At 73.1% G+C, this 18,628-nt stretch carries 17 protein-coding genes and 1 pseudogene; 13 read left to right on the top strand and 5 right to left on the bottom strand.

The window, feature by feature from the left end; all coding sequences use genetic code 11:
* Positions 1-10 precede the first annotated feature (10 nt).
* From tal to PV343_RS08265, 7 genes are all read left to right on the top strand, one after another.
* Positions 11-1,153, top strand: coding sequence for a transaldolase (gene tal / locus PV343_RS08235; RefSeq protein WP_319146133.1), 1,143 nt, complete (start codon positions 11-13; stop codon positions 1,151-1,153).
* Positions 1,153-2,745, top strand: a complete 1,593-nt coding sequence (gene zwf, locus PV343_RS08240; RefSeq protein WP_319146134.1) for a glucose-6-phosphate dehydrogenase — start codon at positions 1,153-1,155, stop codon at positions 2,743-2,745. Before tal ends, zwf begins: the two co-directional genes overlap by 1 nt.
* On the top strand, positions 2,742-3,668 hold the full coding sequence (gene opcA / locus PV343_RS08245; RefSeq protein ID WP_319146135.1) for a glucose-6-phosphate dehydrogenase assembly protein OpcA: 927 nt from the start codon (positions 2,742-2,744) through the stop codon (positions 3,666-3,668). The genes zwf and opcA overlap by 4 nt, the downstream gene beginning before the upstream one ends.
* Position 3,669: 1 nt before the next feature.
* Positions 3,670-5,334, top strand: coding sequence for a glucose-6-phosphate isomerase (pgi, locus tag PV343_RS08250; RefSeq protein WP_319146136.1), 1,665 nt, complete (start codon positions 3,670-3,672; stop codon positions 5,332-5,334).
* A 2-nt stretch (positions 5,335-5,336) separates the two neighbouring features.
* Positions 5,337-6,215: a phosphogluconate dehydrogenase (NAD(+)-dependent, decarboxylating) gene (gene gnd, locus PV343_RS08255; RefSeq protein ID WP_319146137.1), complete on the top strand. Its 879-nt coding sequence runs from the start codon at positions 5,337-5,339 to the stop codon at positions 6,213-6,215.
* Between the two features lie 6 nt (positions 6,216-6,221).
* Positions 6,222-6,815 carry a histidine phosphatase family protein gene (locus PV343_RS08260; protein WP_319146138.1) on the top strand — a complete coding sequence of 198 codons (594 nt, stop codon included), beginning with the start codon at positions 6,222-6,224 and terminating at the stop codon, positions 6,813-6,815.
* Positions 6,816-7,128: 313 nt separating this feature from the next.
* Complete coding sequence (locus PV343_RS08265) at positions 7,129-7,797, top strand: TetR/AcrR family transcriptional regulator (RefSeq protein ID WP_319146139.1); 669 nt, start codon at positions 7,129-7,131, stop codon at positions 7,795-7,797.
* Positions 7,798-7,890: 93 nt separating this feature from the next.
* Here PV343_RS08265 and PV343_RS08270 read toward each other — a convergent pair whose 3' ends face one another.
* Positions 7,891-8,487 (bottom strand): TetR/AcrR family transcriptional regulator, encoded by a 597-nt coding sequence (locus tag PV343_RS08270; RefSeq protein ID WP_319146140.1) that lies wholly within the window; start codon positions 8,485-8,487, stop codon positions 7,891-7,893.
* 127 nt (positions 8,488-8,614) lie between these two features.
* Between PV343_RS08270 and PV343_RS08275 the strand changes: the two are divergent.
* A pseudogene (locus PV343_RS08275) lies at positions 8,615-9,580 on the top strand (NAD(P)-dependent oxidoreductase); the annotation flags it as partial.
* On the opposite strand, the gene PV343_RS08280 reads toward PV343_RS08275, so the two are convergent.
* Positions 9,559-10,020 carry a PPOX class F420-dependent oxidoreductase gene (locus PV343_RS08280; protein ID WP_319146142.1) on the bottom strand — a complete coding sequence of 154 codons (462 nt, stop codon included), beginning with the start codon at positions 10,018-10,020 and terminating at the stop codon, positions 9,559-9,561. The pseudogene PV343_RS08275 and the gene PV343_RS08280 overlap by 22 nt on opposite strands.
* A gap of 100 nt (positions 10,021-10,120) precedes the next feature.
* Here PV343_RS08280 and PV343_RS08285 point away from each other — a divergent pair, with 100 nt between their 5' ends.
* The 5 genes from PV343_RS08285 (at position 10,121) to PV343_RS08305 (ending at position 15,130) form a co-directional block, all read left to right on the top strand.
* The gene (locus PV343_RS08285) at positions 10,121-10,723 is read left to right on the top strand and encodes a TetR/AcrR family transcriptional regulator (RefSeq protein WP_319146143.1); all 603 of its coding nucleotides are present in this window, start codon (positions 10,121-10,123) and stop codon (positions 10,721-10,723) included.
* Positions 10,720-12,081, top strand: coding sequence for an MFS transporter (locus tag PV343_RS08290; RefSeq protein ID WP_319146144.1), 1,362 nt, complete (start codon positions 10,720-10,722; stop codon positions 12,079-12,081). Before PV343_RS08285 ends, PV343_RS08290 begins: the two co-directional genes overlap by 4 nt.
* 60 nt (positions 12,082-12,141) lie before the next feature.
* Positions 12,142-13,365, top strand: coding sequence for a serine hydrolase domain-containing protein (locus PV343_RS08295; protein WP_319146145.1), 1,224 nt, complete (start codon positions 12,142-12,144; stop codon positions 13,363-13,365).
* A 182-nt stretch (positions 13,366-13,547) separates the two neighbouring features.
* Positions 13,548-14,195 (top strand): RNA polymerase sigma factor, encoded by a 648-nt coding sequence (locus PV343_RS08300; RefSeq protein WP_319146146.1) that lies wholly within the window; start codon positions 13,548-13,550, stop codon positions 14,193-14,195.
* Positions 14,183-15,130 (top strand): CU044_5270 family protein, encoded by a 948-nt coding sequence (locus PV343_RS08305; RefSeq protein ID WP_319146147.1) that lies wholly within the window; start codon positions 14,183-14,185, stop codon positions 15,128-15,130. Before PV343_RS08300 ends, PV343_RS08305 begins: the two co-directional genes overlap by 13 nt.
* A 56-nt stretch (positions 15,131-15,186) precedes the next feature.
* Here the strand turns inward: PV343_RS08305 and PV343_RS08310 are convergent, their stop codons facing one another.
* The 3 genes from PV343_RS08310 to PV343_RS08320 are packed head-to-tail and all read right to left on the bottom strand — an operon-like array spanning position 15,187 to position 18,534.
* Complete coding sequence (locus tag PV343_RS08310; protein ID WP_319146148.1) at positions 15,187-16,338, bottom strand: saccharopine dehydrogenase family protein; 1,152 nt, start codon at positions 16,336-16,338, stop codon at positions 15,187-15,189.
* A gap of 7 nt (positions 16,339-16,345) precedes the next feature.
* Complete coding sequence (locus PV343_RS08315; protein WP_319146149.1) at positions 16,346-17,392, bottom strand: saccharopine dehydrogenase; 1,047 nt, start codon at positions 17,390-17,392, stop codon at positions 16,346-16,348.
* Positions 17,389-18,534 carry an NAD(P)/FAD-dependent oxidoreductase gene (locus PV343_RS08320; protein ID WP_319146150.1) on the bottom strand — a complete coding sequence of 382 codons (1,146 nt, stop codon included), beginning with the start codon at positions 18,532-18,534 and terminating at the stop codon, positions 17,389-17,391. The genes PV343_RS08315 and PV343_RS08320 overlap by 4 nt, the downstream gene beginning before the upstream one ends.
* Positions 18,535-18,628 lie beyond the last annotated feature (94 nt).

The following is an 18,628-nucleotide window of genomic DNA, read 5'->3' on the forward strand; positions in this document are numbered from 1 at the left end:
GATAGGAAAGATGATCACTGTGACCGAAGCAATCGGGACCCCGGGAGCCCTCAAGCGCCTCGCCGATGAGGGGGTGTCGGTCTGGCTGGACGACCTGTCGCGCACCCGGATCGCCTCGGGCGGCCTGGCGGAGCTGGTGGCGAACGGCGGTGTCGTGGGCGTCACCACCAACCCGTCGATCTTCCAGGCGGCCATCGGCTCGGGCGAGGGCTACGAGGAGCAGCTGACCGACCTCGCGGTGCGCGGTGTCACGGTCGAGGAGGCCGTGCGGATGATGACGACCGCCGACGTGCGGGCCGCCGCCGATGTACTGCATACCGTCTACACCGCCTCGGACGGCCGCGACGGCCGGGTCTCCATCGAGGTCGACCCGCGCCTCGCCCACGACGAGAAGGCGACCGTCGCCGAGGCCAAGCAGCTCGCCTGGCTGGTCGACCGCCCCAACGTGATGGTCAAGATCCCGGCCACCCGGGCCGGCCTGCCGGCGATCACCGAGGTCATCGGCCTCGGCATCAGCGTCAACGTGACGCTGATCTTCTCCCTGGAGCGCTACCGCGCGGTCATGGACGCCTACCTGGCCGGCCTGGAGAAGGCCCGCGAGCGCGGCCTCGACCTGTCCACGATCCACTCGGTGGCGTCGTTCTTCGTCTCCCGCGTGGACTCCGAGATCGACAAGCGGCTGACGGCCCTCGGCACCGACGAGGCCCTGGCGCTCAAGGGCCGGGCGGCCCTCGCCAACGCGCGGCTCGCCTACGAGGCGTACGAGGAGGTCTTCTCCTCCGGCCGCTGGAACGCGCTGGAGAAGGAGGGCGCGCACCGGCAGCGTCCGCTGTGGGCCTCCACCGGTGTGAAGGATCCCGCGTACAAGGACACGCTGTACGTGGACGAGCTGGTCGCGCCCGGCACCGTGAACACGATGCCGGAGGCCACCCTGAGGGCCGCCGCCGACCACGGCGAGATCACCGGTGACACGGTGACCGGCGGGTACGAGCAGGCCCGCGCGGACCTCGCCGCCGTGGAGCGGCTCGGCATCTCCTACGACGAGGTCGTCCAGCAGCTGGAGGACGAGGGCGTCGCCAAGTTCGGGACGGCCTGGCAGGAACTGCTGGACGCCGTCACCAAGTCCCTGGACAGCAAGGGAGTTGACGCGTAATGACGACCAAGGCCCCGGAACCCGGGACACCCGCCGCCGAGGAGGTGCGCGTGCCGGTCGGCCCGGCCGCCGACTGGGTGAACCCGCTGCGCGACGCCCGCGACCGCCGGCTGCCCCGCATCGCGGGCCCCTCCGGCCTGGTCATCTTCGGTGTGACCGGCGACCTGTCCCGCAAGAAGCTGATGCCGGCCGTGTACGACCTGGCCAACCGCGGTCTGCTGCCGCCGGGCTTCTCGCTGGTCGGGTTCGCCCGCCGCGACTGGGAGGACCAGGACTTCGCCGAGGTCGTGCACGACGCGGTGCGGGAGCACTCCCGCACCCCGTTCCGTGAGGAGGTGTGGCAGCAGCTCGCCGAGGGCATGCGGTTCATCCCCGGCGACTTCGACGACGACACCGCGTTCAAGCAGCTCAAGGACGCCGTCGACGAGCTGGACGCCTCCCGCGGCACCGGCGGCAACTTCGCGTTCTACCTCTCGGTGCCGCCGAAGTTCTTCCCGAAGGTCGTGCAGCAGCTGAAGAAGCACGGCCTGGCGAGCCCGCCCGAGGGCTCCTGGCGGCGCGCGGTGATCGAGAAGCCGTTCGGCCACGACCTGGCCAGCGCCCAGGACCTGAACGCGATCGTGCACGACGTGTTCGAGCCGGACCAGGTGTTCCGGATCGACCACTACCTCGGCAAGGAGACCGTCCAGAACATCCTGGCGCTGCGCTTCGCCAACCAGATGTACGAGCCGATCTGGAACCGGTCGTACGTCGACCACGTGCAGATCACCATGGCCGAGGACATCGGCATCGGCGGTCGCGCGGGCTACTACGACGGGATCGGCGCCGCCCGTGACGTCATCCAGAACCACCTGCTGCAGCTGATGGCGCTGACCGCCATGGAGGAGCCCATCGCCTTCGACGCGGAGGCGCTGCTCACCGAGAAGCTGAAGGTGCTGAAGTCGGTGCGGCTGCCGGAGGACCTCGGCATGCACACCGTGCGCGGCCAGTACGCGGCCGGATGGCAGGGCGGCGAGAAGGTCGTCGGCTATCTGGAGGAGGACGGCATCGACGCGAAGTCGAAGACCGACACCTACGCCGCGCTCAAACTGGGCGTCGACAACCGCCGCTGGGCGGGCGTCCCCTTCTACCTGCGGGCCGGCAAGCGGCTGGGCCGCCGGGTCACCGAGATCGCGGTGGTCTTCAAGCGGGCCCCGCACTCCCCCTTCGACTCCACGGCGACGGAGGAGCTGGGCTCGAACGCGATCGTCATCCGCGTCCAGCCCGACGAGGGCATGACCGTGCGGTTCGGCTCCAAGGTGCCGGGCACCTCGATGGAGATCCGGGACGTGTCGATGGACTTCGCCTACGGCGAGTCCTTCACCGAGTCCAGCCCGGAGGCGTACGAGCGGCTCATCCTGGACGTGCTGCTCGGCGACGCCAACCTGTTCCCCCGTCACCAGGAAGTGGAAGAGTCCTGGAAGATCCTGGACCCGATCGAGGGGTACTGGGCGGCGCACGGCAGCCCCGCGCAGTACGCGTCGGGCAGCTGGGGCCCGAGGGAAGCGGACGAGATGCTCGCACGAGACGGACGGAGCTGGCGCAGGCCATGAAGATCGACCTGACCGACACCACGGCAAGCAAGATCAACAAGGCGCTGGTGCGGGGGCGCCGCGCCATCGGCACCCCGGCCGTGGGCATGGTCCTGACGATGGTCATCGTCACGGACGAGGAGAACGCCTACGACTCGATCAAGGCCGCGGAGGACGCCTCGCGCGAACACCCCTCGCGGACCCTGGTCGTCATCAAGCGGCACGCCCGCACCCTGCGCGACCGCACCCACTCCCGGCTCGACGCCGAGGTCCGGGTCGGCTCCGAGGCCGGCACCGGCGAGACCGTCGTGCTGCGCACCTACGGCGAGGTGTCCGACCACGCCGACTCCGTGGTGCTGCCGCTGCTGCTGCCGGACGCCCCGGTGGTCGTGTGGTGGCCGGTGGACGCGCCCGACGCCCCGGCGAAGGACCCGCTGGGCGCGCTCGCCCAGCGCCGGATCACCGACCTGTACGCGGTGGAACGGCCGATGGAGGTCCTGGACACCCGCAGCCGCAACTACGCCCCCGGCGACACCGACCTCGCCTGGACCCGGCTCACGCTGTGGCGGTCCATGCTGGCCGCCGCCCTGGACCAGGCCCGCACCGAGGTGACCTCCGCGGCCGTCGAGGCCGAGCAGGACAACCCCAGCGCCGAACTGCTGTCGCGCTGGCTGGAGGCCCGCCTGGGCGTCCCCGTGGACCGGGTGGTCAGCGCGGGTCCGGTCGTCACGGCCGTGCGGCTCGGCACCGCCAACGGCGAGATCGTCATCGACCGGCCGGAAGGGCCGCTCGCCACGCTGACCCTGCCGGGCCAGCCGCCGCGCACCCTCGCCCTGAAGGTCCGTGTCACCTCCGAACTCATCGCCGAGGAGCTGCGCCGCCTCGACGCCGACGAGATGTACGCCATCGCCCTCAACGGCGAGGCCACCAAGGAGAACGCCTGACATGTCCGACGCACCGTCAGACACCCCCGTGCTCACCCGCAGGCCCGAGTGGGCGGCCCTGGCCGACCACCGTGCCGAGGGGCAGCCGCGCCTGCGCGAGCTGTTCGCCACGGACCCCGGCCGCGCCGAGCGGTACGTCGTCCGGGTCGGCGATCTGCACATCGACTACAGCAAGCACCTGATCACCGACGCGACCCTCGCGCTGCTGCGCGAACTCGCCGCCGCCACCGACGTCTTCGGTCTGCGGGACGCCATGTTCCGCGGCGAGAGGATCAACGTCACCGAGAACCGGGCGGTGCTGCACACCGCGCTGCGGGCCGCGCCCAACGCGGTGGTCGAGGTCGACGGCGAGAACGTCGTACCGGCCGTGCACGCCGTGCTGGACAAGATGGCCGGCTTCGCCGAGCGGGTCCGCTCCGGCGAGTGGACCGGCCACACCGGCAGGCGGATCAAGAACGTGGTCAACATCGGCATCGGCGGCTCCGACCTCGGTCCCGCGATGGCCTACGAGGCCCTGCGCGCCTACACCGCGCGTGAGCTGACGTTCCGTTTCGTCTCCAACGTCGACGGCGCCGACCTGCACGAGGCCACCCGCGACCTGGACCCGGCCGAGACGCTGTTCATCGTCGCCTCCAAGACCTTCACCACGATCGAGACGATCACCAACGCCACCTCGGCGCGCTCCTGGCTGCTCAAGGCCTTCGACGGGGACGAGAAGGCGGTGGCCAAGCACTTCGTGGCGCTGTCCACGAACGCGGAGAAGGTGTCGGACTTCGGCATCGACACGGCCAACATGTTCGAGTTCTGGGACTGGGTCGGCGGCCGCTACTCGTACGACTCCGCCATCGGCCTGTCCCTGATGATCGCGATCGGCCCGGACCGCTTCCGCGAGATGCTGGACGGCTTCCGCCTGGTCGACGACCACTTCCGCACCGCGCCCGCCGAGGCCAACGCCCCGCTGATCCTGGGCCTGCTGGGCGTCTGGTACGGCGACTTCCACGACGCCCAGACCCACGCGGTGCTGCCGTACTCGCACTACCTGTCCAAGTTCACCGCCTACCTCCAGCAGCTCGACATGGAGTCCAACGGCAAGTCGGTGCAGCGCGACGGGCGTCCGGTGCAGTGGCAGACCGGGCCGGTCGTCTGGGGCACGCCCGGCACCAACGGGCAGCACGCGTACTACCAGCTCATCCACCAGGGCACCAAGCTGATCCCGGCGGACTTCATCGGCTTCGCCGAGCCGGTCGCCGAGCTGAGCGGCGAACTCAAGGCCCAGCACGACCTGTTGATGGCCAACTTCTTCGCCCAGACCCAGGCCCTCGCCTTCGGCAAGAGCGCCGAGGAGGTCCGCGCCGAGGGCGTGCCCGAGGAGCTGGTCCCGCACAAGACGTTCCCGGGCGACCGGCCCACGACGACGATCCTCGCCCGCGAGCTGACCCCGTCCGTCCTCGGCCAGCTCATCGCCCTCTACGAGCACAAGGTGTTCGTACAGGGCGCGATCTGGAACATCGACTCCTTCGACCAGTGGGGCGTGGAGCTCGGCAAGGTCCTCGCCAAGCGCGTCGAACCCGCCCTGACCGAAGGCGCCGACGTGCCCGGGCTCGACCCCTCCACCACGGCCCTCGTCGCCGCCTACCGCACTCTCAAGAACGCATCGGAGAACTGATCATGCAGCTCGGTCTCATCGGTCTCGGCAAGATGGGCGGCAACATGCGCGAGCGGATCCGCCGCGCCGGCCACACCGTCATCGGCTACGACCGCAACCCCGAAGTCTCCGACGTCAAGAGCCTCGAAGAACTGGTCGGCAAGCTGGAGGCGCCCCGCACGGTGTGGGTGATGGTCCCGGCCGGCACCGCCACCCAGGGCGTCATCGACGAGCTCAAGGACCTGCTGTCCGAGGGCGACACGGTGGTCGACGGCGGCAACTCCCGCTGGACGGACGACGAGAAGCACGCCGCCGAGCTCGGCGTGAAGGGCATCGGCTTCGTCGACGCGGGCGTCTCCGGCGGCGTGTGGGGCCTGCAGAACGGCTACGCCCTGATGGTCGGCGGCGACAAGGAGCACGTGGAGCGGCTGCGGCCGGTCTTCGACGCGCTCAAGCCCGAGGGCCCGTACGGCTACGTCCACGCGGGCCGGGTCGGCGCGGGCCACTTCTCGAAGATGGTCCACAACGGCATCGAGTACGCGATGATGCAGGCCTATGCCGAGGGCTGGGAACTGCTGGAGAAGGTCAAGTCGGTGGACAACGTCCGCGAGGTCTTCCGCTCCTGGCAGGAGGGCACCGTCATCCGCTCCTGGCTGCTCGACCTCGCGGTCAACGCCCTGGACGAGGACCACCACCTGGAGCAGCTGCGCGGCTACGCGGAGGACTCCGGCGAGGGCCGCTGGACCGTCGAGGCGGCCATCGACAACGCGGTGCCGCTCCCGGCGATCACCGCCTCGCTCTTCGCCCGGTTCGCCTCCCGCCAGGACGACTCCCCGCAGATGAAGATGGTCGCGGCGCTGCGCAACCAGTTCGGCGGGCACGCCGTCGAGAAGAAGGACTGACCGGCCGTGGGGGACCTCCTGCTGGTCCGCCACGGTGAGACGGAGTGGAGCAGGTCGGGACAGCACACCAGCTGGACCGACCTGCCGCTGACCACGCTCGGTGAGGAACAGGCCAAGTCCCTCGCTCCGCTGCTCACCGGACGGACCTATGCCCTGGTGCTGACCAGCCCGCTGGGCCGCGCCGTGCGCACCGCCGAGCTGGCGGGCCTGACCGGGGCCGTGCCCGAGCCCGAGCTGCACGAGTGGGACTACGGCGGCTACGAGGGCGTCACCACGGTCGACATCCACCGCGACCGGCCCGGCTGGGACCTGTGGACGGACGGCGTGCCGCCCGGACCCGAGGGGCACCCCGGCGAGTCGCCGGAGGAAGTCGGGGCCCGGGCCGACCGGGTGCTGGCCCGGGTGGACGCGGCGCTCGCCGCCGGCACCGGTGACGTCGTCCTCGTGGCGCACGCCCACGTCCTGCGGGTGCTCACCGCACGCCGGCTGGGTCTGGCGCCCGCCGAGGGCCGCCTCTTCCAGCTCGCGACCGGCACCGTCGGCCGGCTTTCCACCGAGCACGGCCACCCCGTGATCGCCGAGTGGAACCGACGCCCCTGACAGCGCCACGCCGCGGCCCGGGTCACCCCGTGTGACCCGGGCCGCGGCGCTGCCGGGCACGGAATCGGCGCCCACCCTCCCGCGCCCGGCACGGATGTCACGGGCGTCCCCGGCAGGACCAGGCAGGCCCCGGAACCGGTGTGACCGGCGTCCCCGGCAGAACCCGGGACGGGCGTCACGGGATCCAGGCGCCCTCGGCGGGACTTCGGCAGTGCACGGAACGGGTGTGACCGGCGTCCCCGGCAGGACCCGGGACGTCCCGGCGGGCCTGCTTCTAGAATCACCGGCACTGCCCCACGCCCGAAGGAACCCGATGACCAGCGCCGAAGAGCCGGCACGCCCCGAGGGGCGGGCGCGTGACGCCGCGCGCACCAGGGCCGAGATCCTCGACGTGGCGACGCAGGAGTTCGCGCGGGCCGGCTACGACGGCGCGCGGGTGGACGAGATAGCGGCCCGCACCCGCACCACCAAGCGGATGATCTACTACTACTTCGGCGGCAAGGAACAGCTGTTCACGGCCGTGCTGGAGCGGGCGTACGGGGCGATCCGCGACGCCGAGCGGCGCCTGGAGGTGGACGGCCTGGACCCGGTCGCGGCGATCCGCCGGCTGGCCGAGCTGACGTTCGACCACCACGAGCGGCACCCGGACTTCGTCCGCCTGGTCAGCATCGAGAACATCCACGGCGCCCGGCACATCGCCGCCTCCCGGAAGCTCGGGCGGATCGGTTCGCCGGCGCTGGACGTGATCCGCCGGATCCTGGCCGCCGGGCGGGAGTCCGGAGTGTTCACTGCCGACGTGGACGCCGTCGAGCTGCACGCGATGATCAGCTCGTTCTGCTTCTTCCGGGTGGCGAACCGGCACACCTTCGGTGTCCTCTTCGGCCGCGACCTGGTGGCCCCGGCGCAGCGCGAGCGCTACCGGACCCTGCTCGGCGACATGGTGATCGCCCACCTCACGGCGGAGCGCACCGCCGCCGGCTGACCGCCCCTCGGCGCGCTCCGCCGAACGGATGCAGTCCCCTCGTCCGCCCGGTGGGGCAGGCGGGACTTCGCGGACACGGCCTGGGGCCGTGGTTCAGGCGGGGTGCGCCACCGCCGCGTCGAGCAGCGGCCCGAGCTCGCCGGTCACGGCCCTCAGCGGGCGTACGTCCTGCTCCGCGCGGGCCATGAGGATCGCGCCCTCCAGGGCGCTGATCATCAGGGTGGCGAGGGTGTCGGCGCGGTCGCCGGGCACTCCCATGCCGGTCAGGGCCTCGGCGACCGGGCCGCGCCAGGCGGCGAACGCGGCGGCCGCCGCCTGTCGGGTGGAGGCGTCCTGGGCCGCGCAGTCCACCGTCGCCGCGGCGACCGGGCAGCCGGCCTCGAAGCCGTCCGCCTCGTACTCCCGCGTCCACTGGGCGGCCATCGCCGCGAACAGCCCGCTCGGCGTCGGCCGGTCCAGGCCCGCCAGGAACCGGGCCACCCGCTTGGCCGCATACCGGCCGGCCCAGCCGACGGCCTCGTTGACCAGCTGTTCCTTGCCACCCGGGAAGTAGTGCTGGAGCGATCCGCGCGGCGCTCCGGCGTGGGCGGCGACCTCCCGCATGCCGGTGGCGCCGACCCCCTGGCGCCGGATCAGCTGGGCCGCGCTGAACACCATCCGCTCGCGCGGTCCGTGCCGCGACTCCGCCATCCGTGACCTCCGCTCGCCGGCGCGCGCCCGTGCTCGCATCCGCCCGGTCCGTCCCACCGCTCCACCACTCTATGACCGACGTCATAAGAGCCGCTACTATGACGACGGTCATAGTCGGCCTGTCGGGGCCGGGGGCCGTGGAGCGGAGGGCAGTGCCGTGAAGGTCGGATTCATCGGTCTCGGGGTGATGGGCCGGCCCATGGCGCTGCGCCTGGCGGCCGCCGGCACGCCCCTCGTGGTGTGGAACCGGACACCGGAGCGGGCCGAGCCGCTGCGCGCGGCCGGCGCCGAGGTCGCGACGGACCCCGGGGAGGTGTTCGCGCGGGCGGAGGCGGTGCTGCTGATGCTCGCCGACGAGGCGGCCCTCGACGCGGTCCTGGGGCGCGGCACTCCCGAGTTCGGGGGCCGGGTCGCCGGGCGGATCGTCGTCCCGATGGGCACGACCTCCCCCGAGCACTCGCGTGCCGTGGAGGCCGAGGTGCGCGCGGCCGGCGGCCGGTACGTGGAGGCGCCCGTCTCGGGGTCGCGGGTTCCGGCGGAACGGGGGGAACTGGTGGCCATGCTCGCCGGCGAGGAGTCCGCCGTCGACGCCGTACGGCCGCTGCTCGCGCCGCTGTGCCGGGATACGTTCGCGTGCGGTGCGGCGCCGGGCGCACTGCTGATGAAGCTGGCCGTGAACCTCTTCCTGATCACGCTGGTGACCGGACTGACCGAGGCGTTCCACTTCGCCGACCGGCAGGGCCTGGACCGGCGGCTGTTCCTGGAGGTGCTGGACGCGGGCCCCATGGCCAGCGGGGTGTCCCGGATGAAGGCGCCCAAGCTGCGCGAAGGGGACTTCGCCGTCCAGGCCGCCGCCCTGGACGTGCTCAAGAACAACCGGCTCATCGCCGAGGCGGCCCGCGGGGCGGGGCTGGCCTCACCGCTGCTGGACGTGTGCCACGCCCTGTTCGAGGAGACGGTGGGGCTGGGTCACGGCGGACAGGACATGGTGGCGGTGCTGCGCGCGATCGAGGCACGGTCCGGCGCCGGGGCGGCCCGGCCCCGGTCCGCATCCCCCGGGCGGGCCGCGGCTCAGCCCTTCGGGATGCCGTAGACCCGCTCGACGGGCAGCCGTACCACCAGCCGGCGGTCGCGGACCATGGCGGCCCGGTAGTCGTCCCAGTCCGGGTGCTCGCCGAGGACGTCCCGGTAGAGCCGGACCAGTTCCTCGACGGTGTCGTCATGGGGATCGCGGGCGACCGGCGACAGCTCGGCCGTACCCTCGGCGACCGTGTACGCCCAGCGGTCGTCGCTGGTGACGTGGTAGGAGGCGCGGGGGTCGCGGCGGAGGTTGCGGGTCTTGGCCCGGCCGTCGGTGACGGAGATCCGGACGATCCGCTCCTCGGGGTAGTAGGCGTGGCTGACGTTGGACAGCTGGGGCCGGCCGTCGCCCTTGAGCGTGACCAGCACCCCTCCCCTCGTACCGGCAAGCAGCCGGAGCAGCGCGTCCTGCGTCGAAGCCCGTGTCGAGTCCTGCGTCGAGTCCTCTGTCATACGGGCGTCAACTGGCCGGGGCCGTCCCGCATTCCCCGCGCCCGGGAGGCACGACAACCGCGAGTAGACACTGTCTACTCGTCGCTGGTAGACAGTATCCATGAGCGAGTCAGACACGGGATCCAGGGGCGAGTCCGACACGGGCCTGCGGGCCCGGCTGGTGGATGTGGGCGTGGAACTGGTGGCCGCCGAGGGGGTGCAGGCGCTGACGCTGCGGGAGATCGCCCGGCGCGCCGGGGTCTCCCACGGGGCGCCGCGCCGCCACTTCCCCACCCACCGTGAGCTGCTGTCCGCCATCGCCCACCGGGGGTTCACCGACCTGGGCGACCGGGTCGGCAGGTCCGCGCCCGGTGTCACCGGCCCGCGCCGACGGCTGACCGGACTGGCGCGGGCCTACCTGGAGTTCGCGCTGGACAACCCGGGCATGTACGAGCTGATGTTCCGTCACGACCTGCTGGACAGCGGCGGCTCGGTGCTCAGGGAGACCAGCCTGCCGCTGTTCGGGGTGCTCGCGGACCTGGTGGGTCGGGTCAGGCCCGAGGCGGACGCCCGGCGGGTGGCCGGCGCGCTGTGGGCGAACCTGCACGGCGTCGCCCAGCTCTGGCACTGGAACAGCCTCCAGCTCGCCACCGGCGAACAGCAGTTGGGCCCGCTGCTCGACGCGGTACTGGACGCCCACCTGGGCCCGCGGGACGAGCGGTGAACCGCGGCCTGACGCTGGCGAGCAGTGTGGCGGGGGCCGTGCTCGTCGCCCTCGACGGTACGGTCCTCACGGTCGCCCAGCCCTCCCTGCAACGGTCGCTGCACGCGTCGTTCGCCTCGGTGCAGTGGACGAGTACCGCGTACCTCGTCGCGGTGGCGAGCCTGCTGGTGTTCGCGGGGCGGCTCGGCGACCGGTACGGGCACCGGCGGGTGTTCGGGCTCGGCATGCTGGGGTTCGGCGCGGCGTCGGCGGGCGTCGGCCTGGCGCCCGGCATCGGCTGGATGATCGGACTGCGGGTGGCGCAGGGCGTGTTCGGGGCGCTGCTGCAGCCGGCGACGCTCGGGATGCTGCGGGCCGCGTACCCGCCGCAGCGGCTGGCGGTGCCGCTGGCCGTGCGCACCGCCGCGATCGGCCTGGCGGCGGCAGTGGGTCCGCTGCTGGGCGGGGTACTGGTGAGCGGTCTCGGCTGGCGGGCGGTGTTCTTCGTCGGCGCGCTGCCCGCGGCCGGCTTCGGGCTGGCGGCGTTCGCGCTGCCGGGCTCGGACCGCCGCCCGGCGGTCCGAGCCCCGCTGGACCTGCCCGGGGCCCTGCTGCTCGCGCTCGCCCTGGCCTGTCTCGTGCAGGCGCTGGTCACGCTGCCCGGCTCCAGCGCGTGGGGCGTGCCCGCGCTGGGCGGTGCGGTGCTCGCCGGAACCGTCTTCGTGCGGCACGAGCGGCGCGGCGCGCATCCGCTGCTGCCGCCCGGCGTGATCGGCTCCCCGGCGGTGGGGGCCGCGCTCGGCCTGCTCGTCGCCGCGTCTGCCGCGCTGTTCGGCACCCTGTTCGCCGAGACGTACGTGCTCCAGCGGCGGCTGGCCCTCGACCCGTTCCAGAGCGCCCTGCGCAGCCTGCCGCTGGCGGTGCTGATGGTGCTGTCCGCCGTCCTGTGCCCGGCGCTGCTGCGCCGGCTGGGCGCGCGGCGGACGGTCGCGGCGGCCATGGCGCTGCTCTCGTCGGGCGTCCTGGTCCTGTCCGGGGCCACCGGCACGCCCGCCCTCGGGGGTGGTTTCGCGCTGCTGGGCGCCGGTTTCGGCACGGTGATGGTGGCGGCCACCGAGGTCGTCGTACGCGGCGCGCGGGTGGCGGTGGCCGGGGTCGCGGGCGGCTTGCAGCAGACCGCGCTCAACGTGGGGCCCGTGCTCGGGGTGGCCGCGGCGACGGCGCTGATGGGCGCCGGGCCCCGGCCGGCGCTGCTCGTGCTCGCGGCCGTGGCGGCGCTCGGTGTACCGGCCGCCCGCGCGCTGCCCGGACCCGGTGCCGCGCCGGACAGGGAGATCACGGACGGGCGGGTCCGTCCGGGTGTTCCTGCGCGACGATGAGGGTGTGCGTCCCGGCAGGCGGGCCGGAGCGCACGCGCGGGATCGATGCGGAGGAGCACGATGGCACAGCTGCGGCAGGAAGCCGACCCGGACGAGGCGGGGCTCTGCCCGGAGGCCCTGGGGCGGCTCGACGAATTCTTCGCCCGTCACGTCGAGGAGGGCCGGCTGCCCGGGTACCTGGTGTCCGTGGCGCGCGGCGGCCGGGTCGCCCACCTGACCGTCCACGGCCACCGGGACGTCGCCGCCGGGCTGCCGGTCGGGACGGACACCCTGTGGCGGATCTACTCGATGACCAAGCCGGTCACCGCGGTCGCGGTGCTCCAACTGGTGGAGGACGGCCGCCTGTCGCTGGACGACCCGGTCGACCGGTACCTGCCCGCCTTCGCCGAACCGCGGGTGTACGAGGGCGGTGCGGGCGCCGGGGTCCGCACGCGTCCGGCCGCCGGGCCGGTCCTCGTCCGGCATCTGCTCACCCACACGGCGGGCCTGACCTTCGGCTTCTACCACGAGCACCCCGTGGACGCGCTCTACCGGGAAGCGGGCCTGGAGTACTCGGTGCCGCCGGGCAAGGATCTCGCGCAGACCGTCGAGGTGTACGCGCGCATGCCGCTGCAGTTCGAGCCGGGCACGAGCTGGAACTACTCGGTCGCCTCCAACGTGCTGGGCCGGCTGATCGAGGTGGTCTCCGGCCGGCCCCTGGACGCGTACGTCGCGGAGCGGATCCTGCGCCCGCTCGGCATGACCGACACCGGCTTCCACATCGCCCCCGAACAGGTGGACCGGCTGGCCGAGTTGTACGGCGAGACGGAGGAGGGCGGTATCACGCCGGTCCCCGGGCTGCCGGTGCTGGACCGGCCGCGGTTCCTGTCCGGCAGCGGCGGTCTGGTCTCCAGTGCGCCGGACTTCCACCGGTTCATGGAGATGCTGCGCCGGGGCGGCGAACTGGACGGCGTCCGCCTGCTGTCGCCCGGCACGGTGGCCCGGATGTCACGCAACCAGCTGCCCGGGGAAGCCGAGTTGAGCTCCTTCGGCGCCCCCGCCCACCAGGGCCGCGCCAACCGGGGACTCGGCTTCGGCTTCAACGTCTCCGTGGTCACCGACCCGACCCGCACCCTGGCCCCGACCAGCCGGGGCACGTACGGCTGGACCGGAGTCGCCACCACCGCCTTCTGGGTCGACCCGGCCCACGACCTCACCGTGCAGTTCATGACCCAGGTGCGGCCGAGGGGCCTGAAGGTCTTCCCGGATTTGCGCCGGCTGGTGCACGAGGCGCTGACGGACTGACCCCGAGGACCGCCCGGCCGGCCGCCGCGGTCACGGCTTCCGGCCCTCGGATGCGCACCAACGGCGCTGTGATGCGGGTCACTTGCCGGACTGGAACTCCGTGCCCGGCATCGGCGAACAGCGGGTGACCACGACACCACGACCCGATTCCCGAGGACGTGCATGAACCACAGAGGTGGAACGTGACCCCGCTGCGAGACAACGGCGCCGCGGCCGCCCCGGCGACGGCCGCGAGCGGCGGCTCCGACGGCTCGGTCATCGAACGGTCCTGGGAGACGCCCGACGCGTTCGCCGTGATCTTCGACCGCTACGCCGACGACATCCACCGCTACATCGCCCGGCGCCTCGGCTCCGACACCGCCGACGACCTGATGGCGGAGACCTTCGTGATCGCCTTCCAGCGGCGGCGGCGCTACGACCCGGCGCATCCGCACGCCCGGCCCTGGCTGTACGGGATCGCCACCAACCTGATCGGGCGTCACCGTCGCGACGAGGCGCGCCGGTTGCGGGCGCTGTCGCGGGTGGCCTCCCTGGCGCCCGGGACGGAGCACGACGGTCCCGAGGACGGGGTCGCCGAACGGCTCAGCGGCGGGTCGCACAGCGCGCTGGCCGGCGCCCTCGCCGGGCTGCCCGCCCGGTACCGGGACGTGCTGCTGGTGATCGCCTGGGGCGAACTGGACTACGAGGAGGCCGCGCAGGCCCTGAGCGTGCCGGTCGGCACCGTGCGCTCCCGTCTGCACCGGGCCCGCACCAGGCTGCGCAAGGCACTGGCCGCAGCCGGCCACCCCACCTCGACCGCACCGCAAGGAGACCGATCATGGATGAGCTGACGCAGGTGCGGGACTGGGACACCGGCGCCGAGGGACTCTCCGACCGGGCCCGTGCGGCGGCCCGGGCCCGCCTGGAGACCGCCGTCACCGAGGAGTCCCGCGGTCGCACCGCCCGCACCGGCGGGCTGAACCGGCGCCTGGTGCTGCGCACCGCGCTCGCCGGCGCCGTCGCGGCGGGCGCGGGCGTCAGCGTCGTCGTCACGCGCGACGGCGACGGACACGACCGCACGACCCGGCTGGACACGGTCAGCGCCGCCGAGGTGCTGCGGCGGGCCGCCGACCGGTCCCGCACCGCGAACCGCGACCTGCCCGTCCCGCGCGACGACCAGTACTTCTACACCCGGACGTACGTCGTCCAGACGTACCTCAACGGCGGCAGGACCCGGACGTGGACCGACGAGAGCTGGACGTCGGTGGACGGCTCGAAGCCGTCCCTGCGCCAGGAGAACGGGAAGATCCACCACGACCCGCCGCTCGGCAAGCACGAGGTGCGCTGGCCGCCGACCGTCTACTCCGAGCTCCAGCGAATGCCGACGGACCCCGACAAGCTCCTGGCCCAGTTCAGGCCCGGCATGAAGAGCTCGCTGCTGAACGACGTGCAAGCGTTCTTCGAGGGGTGCATGCTGCTGACGGAGCCCCGGGTGCTGCCTCCGGCGCTGCAGGCCGCCGCCTTCGAAGCGCTGTCGAAGCTGCCCCGGATCAGGCTCGACTACCACGACGCGACCGTGACCGGGCGGCGCGCCGTCGGCGTCTCGCACCCCAAGGCCGCCTTCACCTTCCTCTTCGACCGCAAGACCTACGACTACCTGGGCCTGCGCACCAAGGGCAGTTCCGCGAAGAAGGTGAACGGCGAGTGGAAGCAGGTCAACTACTACTACCGGACCACAACGCTGGAGGACATCCAGGTGGTCGACCGCATCGGACAGCACCACTGAGCCGCCCGACCGGGGGGCCGCGCAGCGCAGGCGGACCGGCCGGCCCGAAGGCCCCTCTAGGTATCCCGCCGGAAGCTGAAGTCCAGTCCCTCATCGGAGAGTTCGGCCAGCCAGAGGGCTGATCGCGCGGCGGTCTCCGCCGCCCGGTTCAGGCCGGCCGGCAGGGATCCGTCGAGGATGTGACGGACGCCCAGGGCGAGGGGCCGGGAGACGCAGCGGGCCATCGCCGACTCCTCCTCGTCGCCGACGAGGTCGAGCAGGTACCCGCCGGTCCAGGTTCGGTCCGCGGCCTCGACCGTCAGGGACACCGAGAGCACCACGCGGTCGCGGTCGGCGTCCGTGGTCGGATGGGCCGCCGCCAGTTCGCGGGCCAGGGCGGCGATGCGCTCGTCGTCGCCCGTGCGCAGTTCCTCGAAGACCGGCTCCCACGCCTTGCGCCAGCCGTCCAGGCGCAGCGTGCCGCGCACGAAGGTACGGGGCGTCCAGGCGGCCGGCAGCCCGTACTGCTCGACGAAAGGGACGCTGTCCCGGTTGGGGTAGGCCTCGAAGGTCTCCCCGGCCAGGACGAGCGGCCGGGTCGCCTCCCAGGGCCGGGCGGCGGTGACCTCGGCGCCGTCCTGCAGGTAACGGGCGGGCGCTCGCAGCGCGTTGAGGACGCCGAGGGGTGCCCAGCTGAAGCGGTACCGGAAGTCGTTCGGGACCGCCGGGACACCGCCGCAGTAGGAGGTGAGGCGGTAGGCCGCCGGGGTGTCCGGTCCGATGTCCGCACGTGCCCGGCCGATGAGGCTGTGCGCGAAGAGGTGGTCGATGCCCGGGTCGAGGCCCGCCTCGGTGAGCACGACGAGACCGGTGGCCAGGGCCGTCGGGACCTGGTCGAGCACCTCGGGCGAGACGTAGCTGGAGCAGGCGAAGTGCGCCCGCGCCCGGACGCAGGCGGACAGCAGCCCGGCGTGTTCGGGCGCGGGCAGCATGGAGACGACGACGTCGCCGGGCGCCAGTGCGGCGGCGAGGGCCGGCAGGGTGAACGCCCGGGGTCCGGCCCGTCCCGTCAGGCCCATTCCGGCCAGGGCGTCGGCCGCGCGTTCCTCGGTGCGGTGCCACAGCCGTACCCGGCCGGCCCGCTCGCACAGGTCCGCCAGTCCGCTGCCGGTGGACAGGCCGGCGCCCACCCAGTGCACGGTGCCGCTCGCCGGAACGCGCTCAGTCATGACGCAACTACCCTTCTGCGATGCCGAGTTCCCGGCAGGCCTGGTGGAACCGGTCGAGACAGCGCCGCCAGGCCGCCGAGGTGCCGAAGCCGAGCAGTTCGGGCAGCAGGGCCGCGGAGAAGTCGGTGCTGGACTCGCGGGGCAGCAGGGACGGCAGGTTGTCGATGGCGATGAGGTCCAGCGGCGGGTCCTCGCGCAGCCGGCGCGCCGGGGCGGTCCAGTCGGTGGTGCGGTCGTAGACGGGCAGGACGTTCAGCGGGGAGCCGACGTCGCAGGTGACGTCGCACAGGGTGCGCAGGCGGCGGGCCGGGTCGTCCAGGTCGGTCTCGCGCAGGAAGGGCGGGACGGGGGTGGTGGCGAGGACGCAGTTGAGCATCGCGTCGTGGGCCAGCAGGGCCGCGCGGTCCAGGTCGCGGGTCTCGGCGAGGTCCCAGCGGGTGGCGGTCACGCCGGCGGTGTCCAGGGCGGCGTTGGCGCCCCGGCCGCTGCGGCCCAGCGCGCCGATCACGAGAGCCGTGAACTCCTCGTCATCGGCGACCGGTTGGAGGGCGGCGTCCAGTTCCTCTCTGCCGGTCGGCCGCAGGGGGGCGCTCAGCCGGCCGCGGTGCAGGAGCACGGTGAGGGCGGCGCCCAGGTAGCCGGCCCAGTAGCCGAAGGCGGCGAGCCTGCGGCCGTGCTCGTCGACCAGGTACTCCAGGTCCAGCAGTGCTCCGCCCCCGGCCGCGAACCGGCGCAGCAGGTCGGCCGCGCCCGGCTGCCCCTTGTAGGCGTGCCCGAAGGAGATGTGCCGGTGTGTCAGCCTGGGCGGGTCGCCGGGGAGCTCCTTCAATCCGAGGATCACCGCGTCCGGCGGGGCCGTCACCCAGGAGCCCGCCGGTGCGGTGCCGCAGCCGGCCGCCACGTACTCCTCCAGGGGGAAGATCCGCTGCGGGGACTCCTCCACGGTCAGGCGGACCCCGTCCGCGACGAGACGGCGGGCGTCGGTGGGGACGACCGGCGTGCGCCGCTCGGTCGTGCGGGCCTCGTGGCGCAGCCACAGGTGGAGCTCGGTCATACCAGGTTCGCCTCCGGGCGCGGGGCGTCGGCCGCGAACCGGCCGGCGCTCAGGGGGCTGACGTCCAGGAAGGGTACGCGGCCCAGGTACAGGTCGCGGACGATCTCGCCCACGGCGGGTCCCTGGAGGAAACCGTGTCCGGAGAAGCCGGTCGCATACAGAAAACGGGATACCGAGGACGCCTCGCCGATCAGCGCGTTGTGGTCGGGCGTGTTCTCGTACAGACCGGCCCAGCCGCCGGTGCGGCGCAGTTCCAACAGGGCGGGGGCACGGCGCTGCATCGCCTCGCACAGCCGGGGGATCCAGCGGTCGTGGGTGTCGGTGGCGAAGCCGGGCCGCTCGTCCGGGTCGGACATGCCGAGCAGCAGTCCGGGGCCCTCGGCGTGGAAGTAGAGGCTGGTGGTGAAGTCGATGGTCATGGGCAGCGCCGGCGGCAGGCCGGGCACCGGTTCGGTGACGGCGATCTGCCGGCGCAGCGGCCGTACCGGCAGGTCCACGCCTGCCAGGGCGCCGACCGCACGTGACCAGGCACCGGCCGCGCAGATCACCGTGCCGGTGGTGATGCGGCCGCGGGTGGTGGTGACGGCGGTGACGGTGCTGCCGTCACGTTCGACGCCGGTCACCTCGGTGTGGCGCAGGATGCGGGCGCCGCGGGCGCGGGCGGCGGCGGCATAGCCCTGGACGACCGCCTCGGGGGTGCAGTGGCCGTCGTCCGGGGAGTAGGCGGCGGCCAGCAGCCCGTCGGTCCTGATCAGCGGCGACAGCCGGAGGGCCTCCGCCGGGGTCAGCATCCGGCTGGGCACTCCGAGGGAGTTCTGCAGGCGCACGCCCGCCTCGAAGGAGGCGACCTGCTCGGGCGTGGAGAGCAGGAACAGGTAGCCGACCCGGTGCAGCCCGATGTCCTGGCCGATCTCCTCCTCGAACCGGCCGAAGGCCTCCAGGCTGCGGGCGCCCAGCTGGATGTTCAGCTCGTCGGAGAACTGGGCCCGCACCCCGCCCGCGGCCCGGGAGGTGGAGCCCGCGGCGAGTTCGTCGCGTTCCACCAGGACCACGTCCCGCACTCCGGCGCGCGCCAGGTGGTAGGCGATGCTCGTGCCCATCACCCCGCCACCGACGATGACCACCCGGGCCCGAAGGTTCACTCGCCGCCTCCTTCACCGCGCGGTTCACGGCCCGGGCCGCCGCCGCGTCCCGGATGCCGAGTCCGACGCTGTCGCTGTAGACGATGTCACCCGG

The sequence above is a fragment of the Streptomyces sp. WI03-4A genome, assembly GCF_033792105.1.
GTDB classification, from domain to species: Bacteria; Actinomycetota; Actinomycetes; order Streptomycetales; family Streptomycetaceae; genus Streptomyces; species Streptomyces collinus_A.

What these genes read in the sequence shown, in the direction of transcription:
- tal (WP_319146133.1), top strand. Translation starts at nt 11, where the DNA reads ATGATCACTGTGACCGAAGCAATCGGGACCCCGGGAGCCCTCAAGCGC.
- zwf (WP_319146134.1), top strand. Translation starts at nt 1,153, where the DNA reads ATGACGACCAAGGCCCCGGAACCCGGGACACCCGCCGCCGAGGAGGTG.
- opcA (WP_319146135.1), top strand. Translation starts at nt 2,742, where the DNA reads ATGAAGATCGACCTGACCGACACCACGGCAAGCAAGATCAACAAGGCG.
- pgi (WP_319146136.1), top strand. Translation starts at nt 3,670, where the DNA reads ATGTCCGACGCACCGTCAGACACCCCCGTGCTCACCCGCAGGCCCGAG.
- gnd (WP_319146137.1), top strand. Translation starts at nt 5,337, where the DNA reads ATGCAGCTCGGTCTCATCGGTCTCGGCAAGATGGGCGGCAACATGCGC.
- PV343_RS08265 (WP_319146139.1), top strand. Translation starts at nt 7,129, where the DNA reads ATGACCAGCGCCGAAGAGCCGGCACGCCCCGAGGGGCGGGCGCGTGAC.
- PV343_RS08270 (WP_319146140.1), bottom strand. Translation starts at nt 8,487, where the DNA reads ATGGCGGAGTCGCGGCACGGACCGCGCGAGCGGATGGTGTTCAGCGCG.
- PV343_RS08280 (WP_319146142.1), bottom strand. Translation starts at nt 10,020, where the DNA reads ATGACAGAGGACTCGACGCAGGACTCGACACGGGCTTCGACGCAGGAC.
- PV343_RS08285 (WP_319146143.1), top strand. Translation starts at nt 10,121, where the DNA reads ATGAGCGAGTCAGACACGGGATCCAGGGGCGAGTCCGACACGGGCCTG.
- PV343_RS08295 (WP_319146145.1), top strand. Translation starts at nt 12,142, where the DNA reads ATGGCACAGCTGCGGCAGGAAGCCGACCCGGACGAGGCGGGGCTCTGC.
- PV343_RS08305 (WP_319146147.1), top strand. Translation starts at nt 14,183, where the DNA reads ATGGATGAGCTGACGCAGGTGCGGGACTGGGACACCGGCGCCGAGGGA.
- PV343_RS08310 (WP_319146148.1), bottom strand. Translation starts at nt 16,338, where the DNA reads ATGACTGAGCGCGTTCCGGCGAGCGGCACCGTGCACTGGGTGGGCGCC.
- PV343_RS08315 (WP_319146149.1), bottom strand. Translation starts at nt 17,392, where the DNA reads ATGACCGAGCTCCACCTGTGGCTGCGCCACGAGGCCCGCACGACCGAG.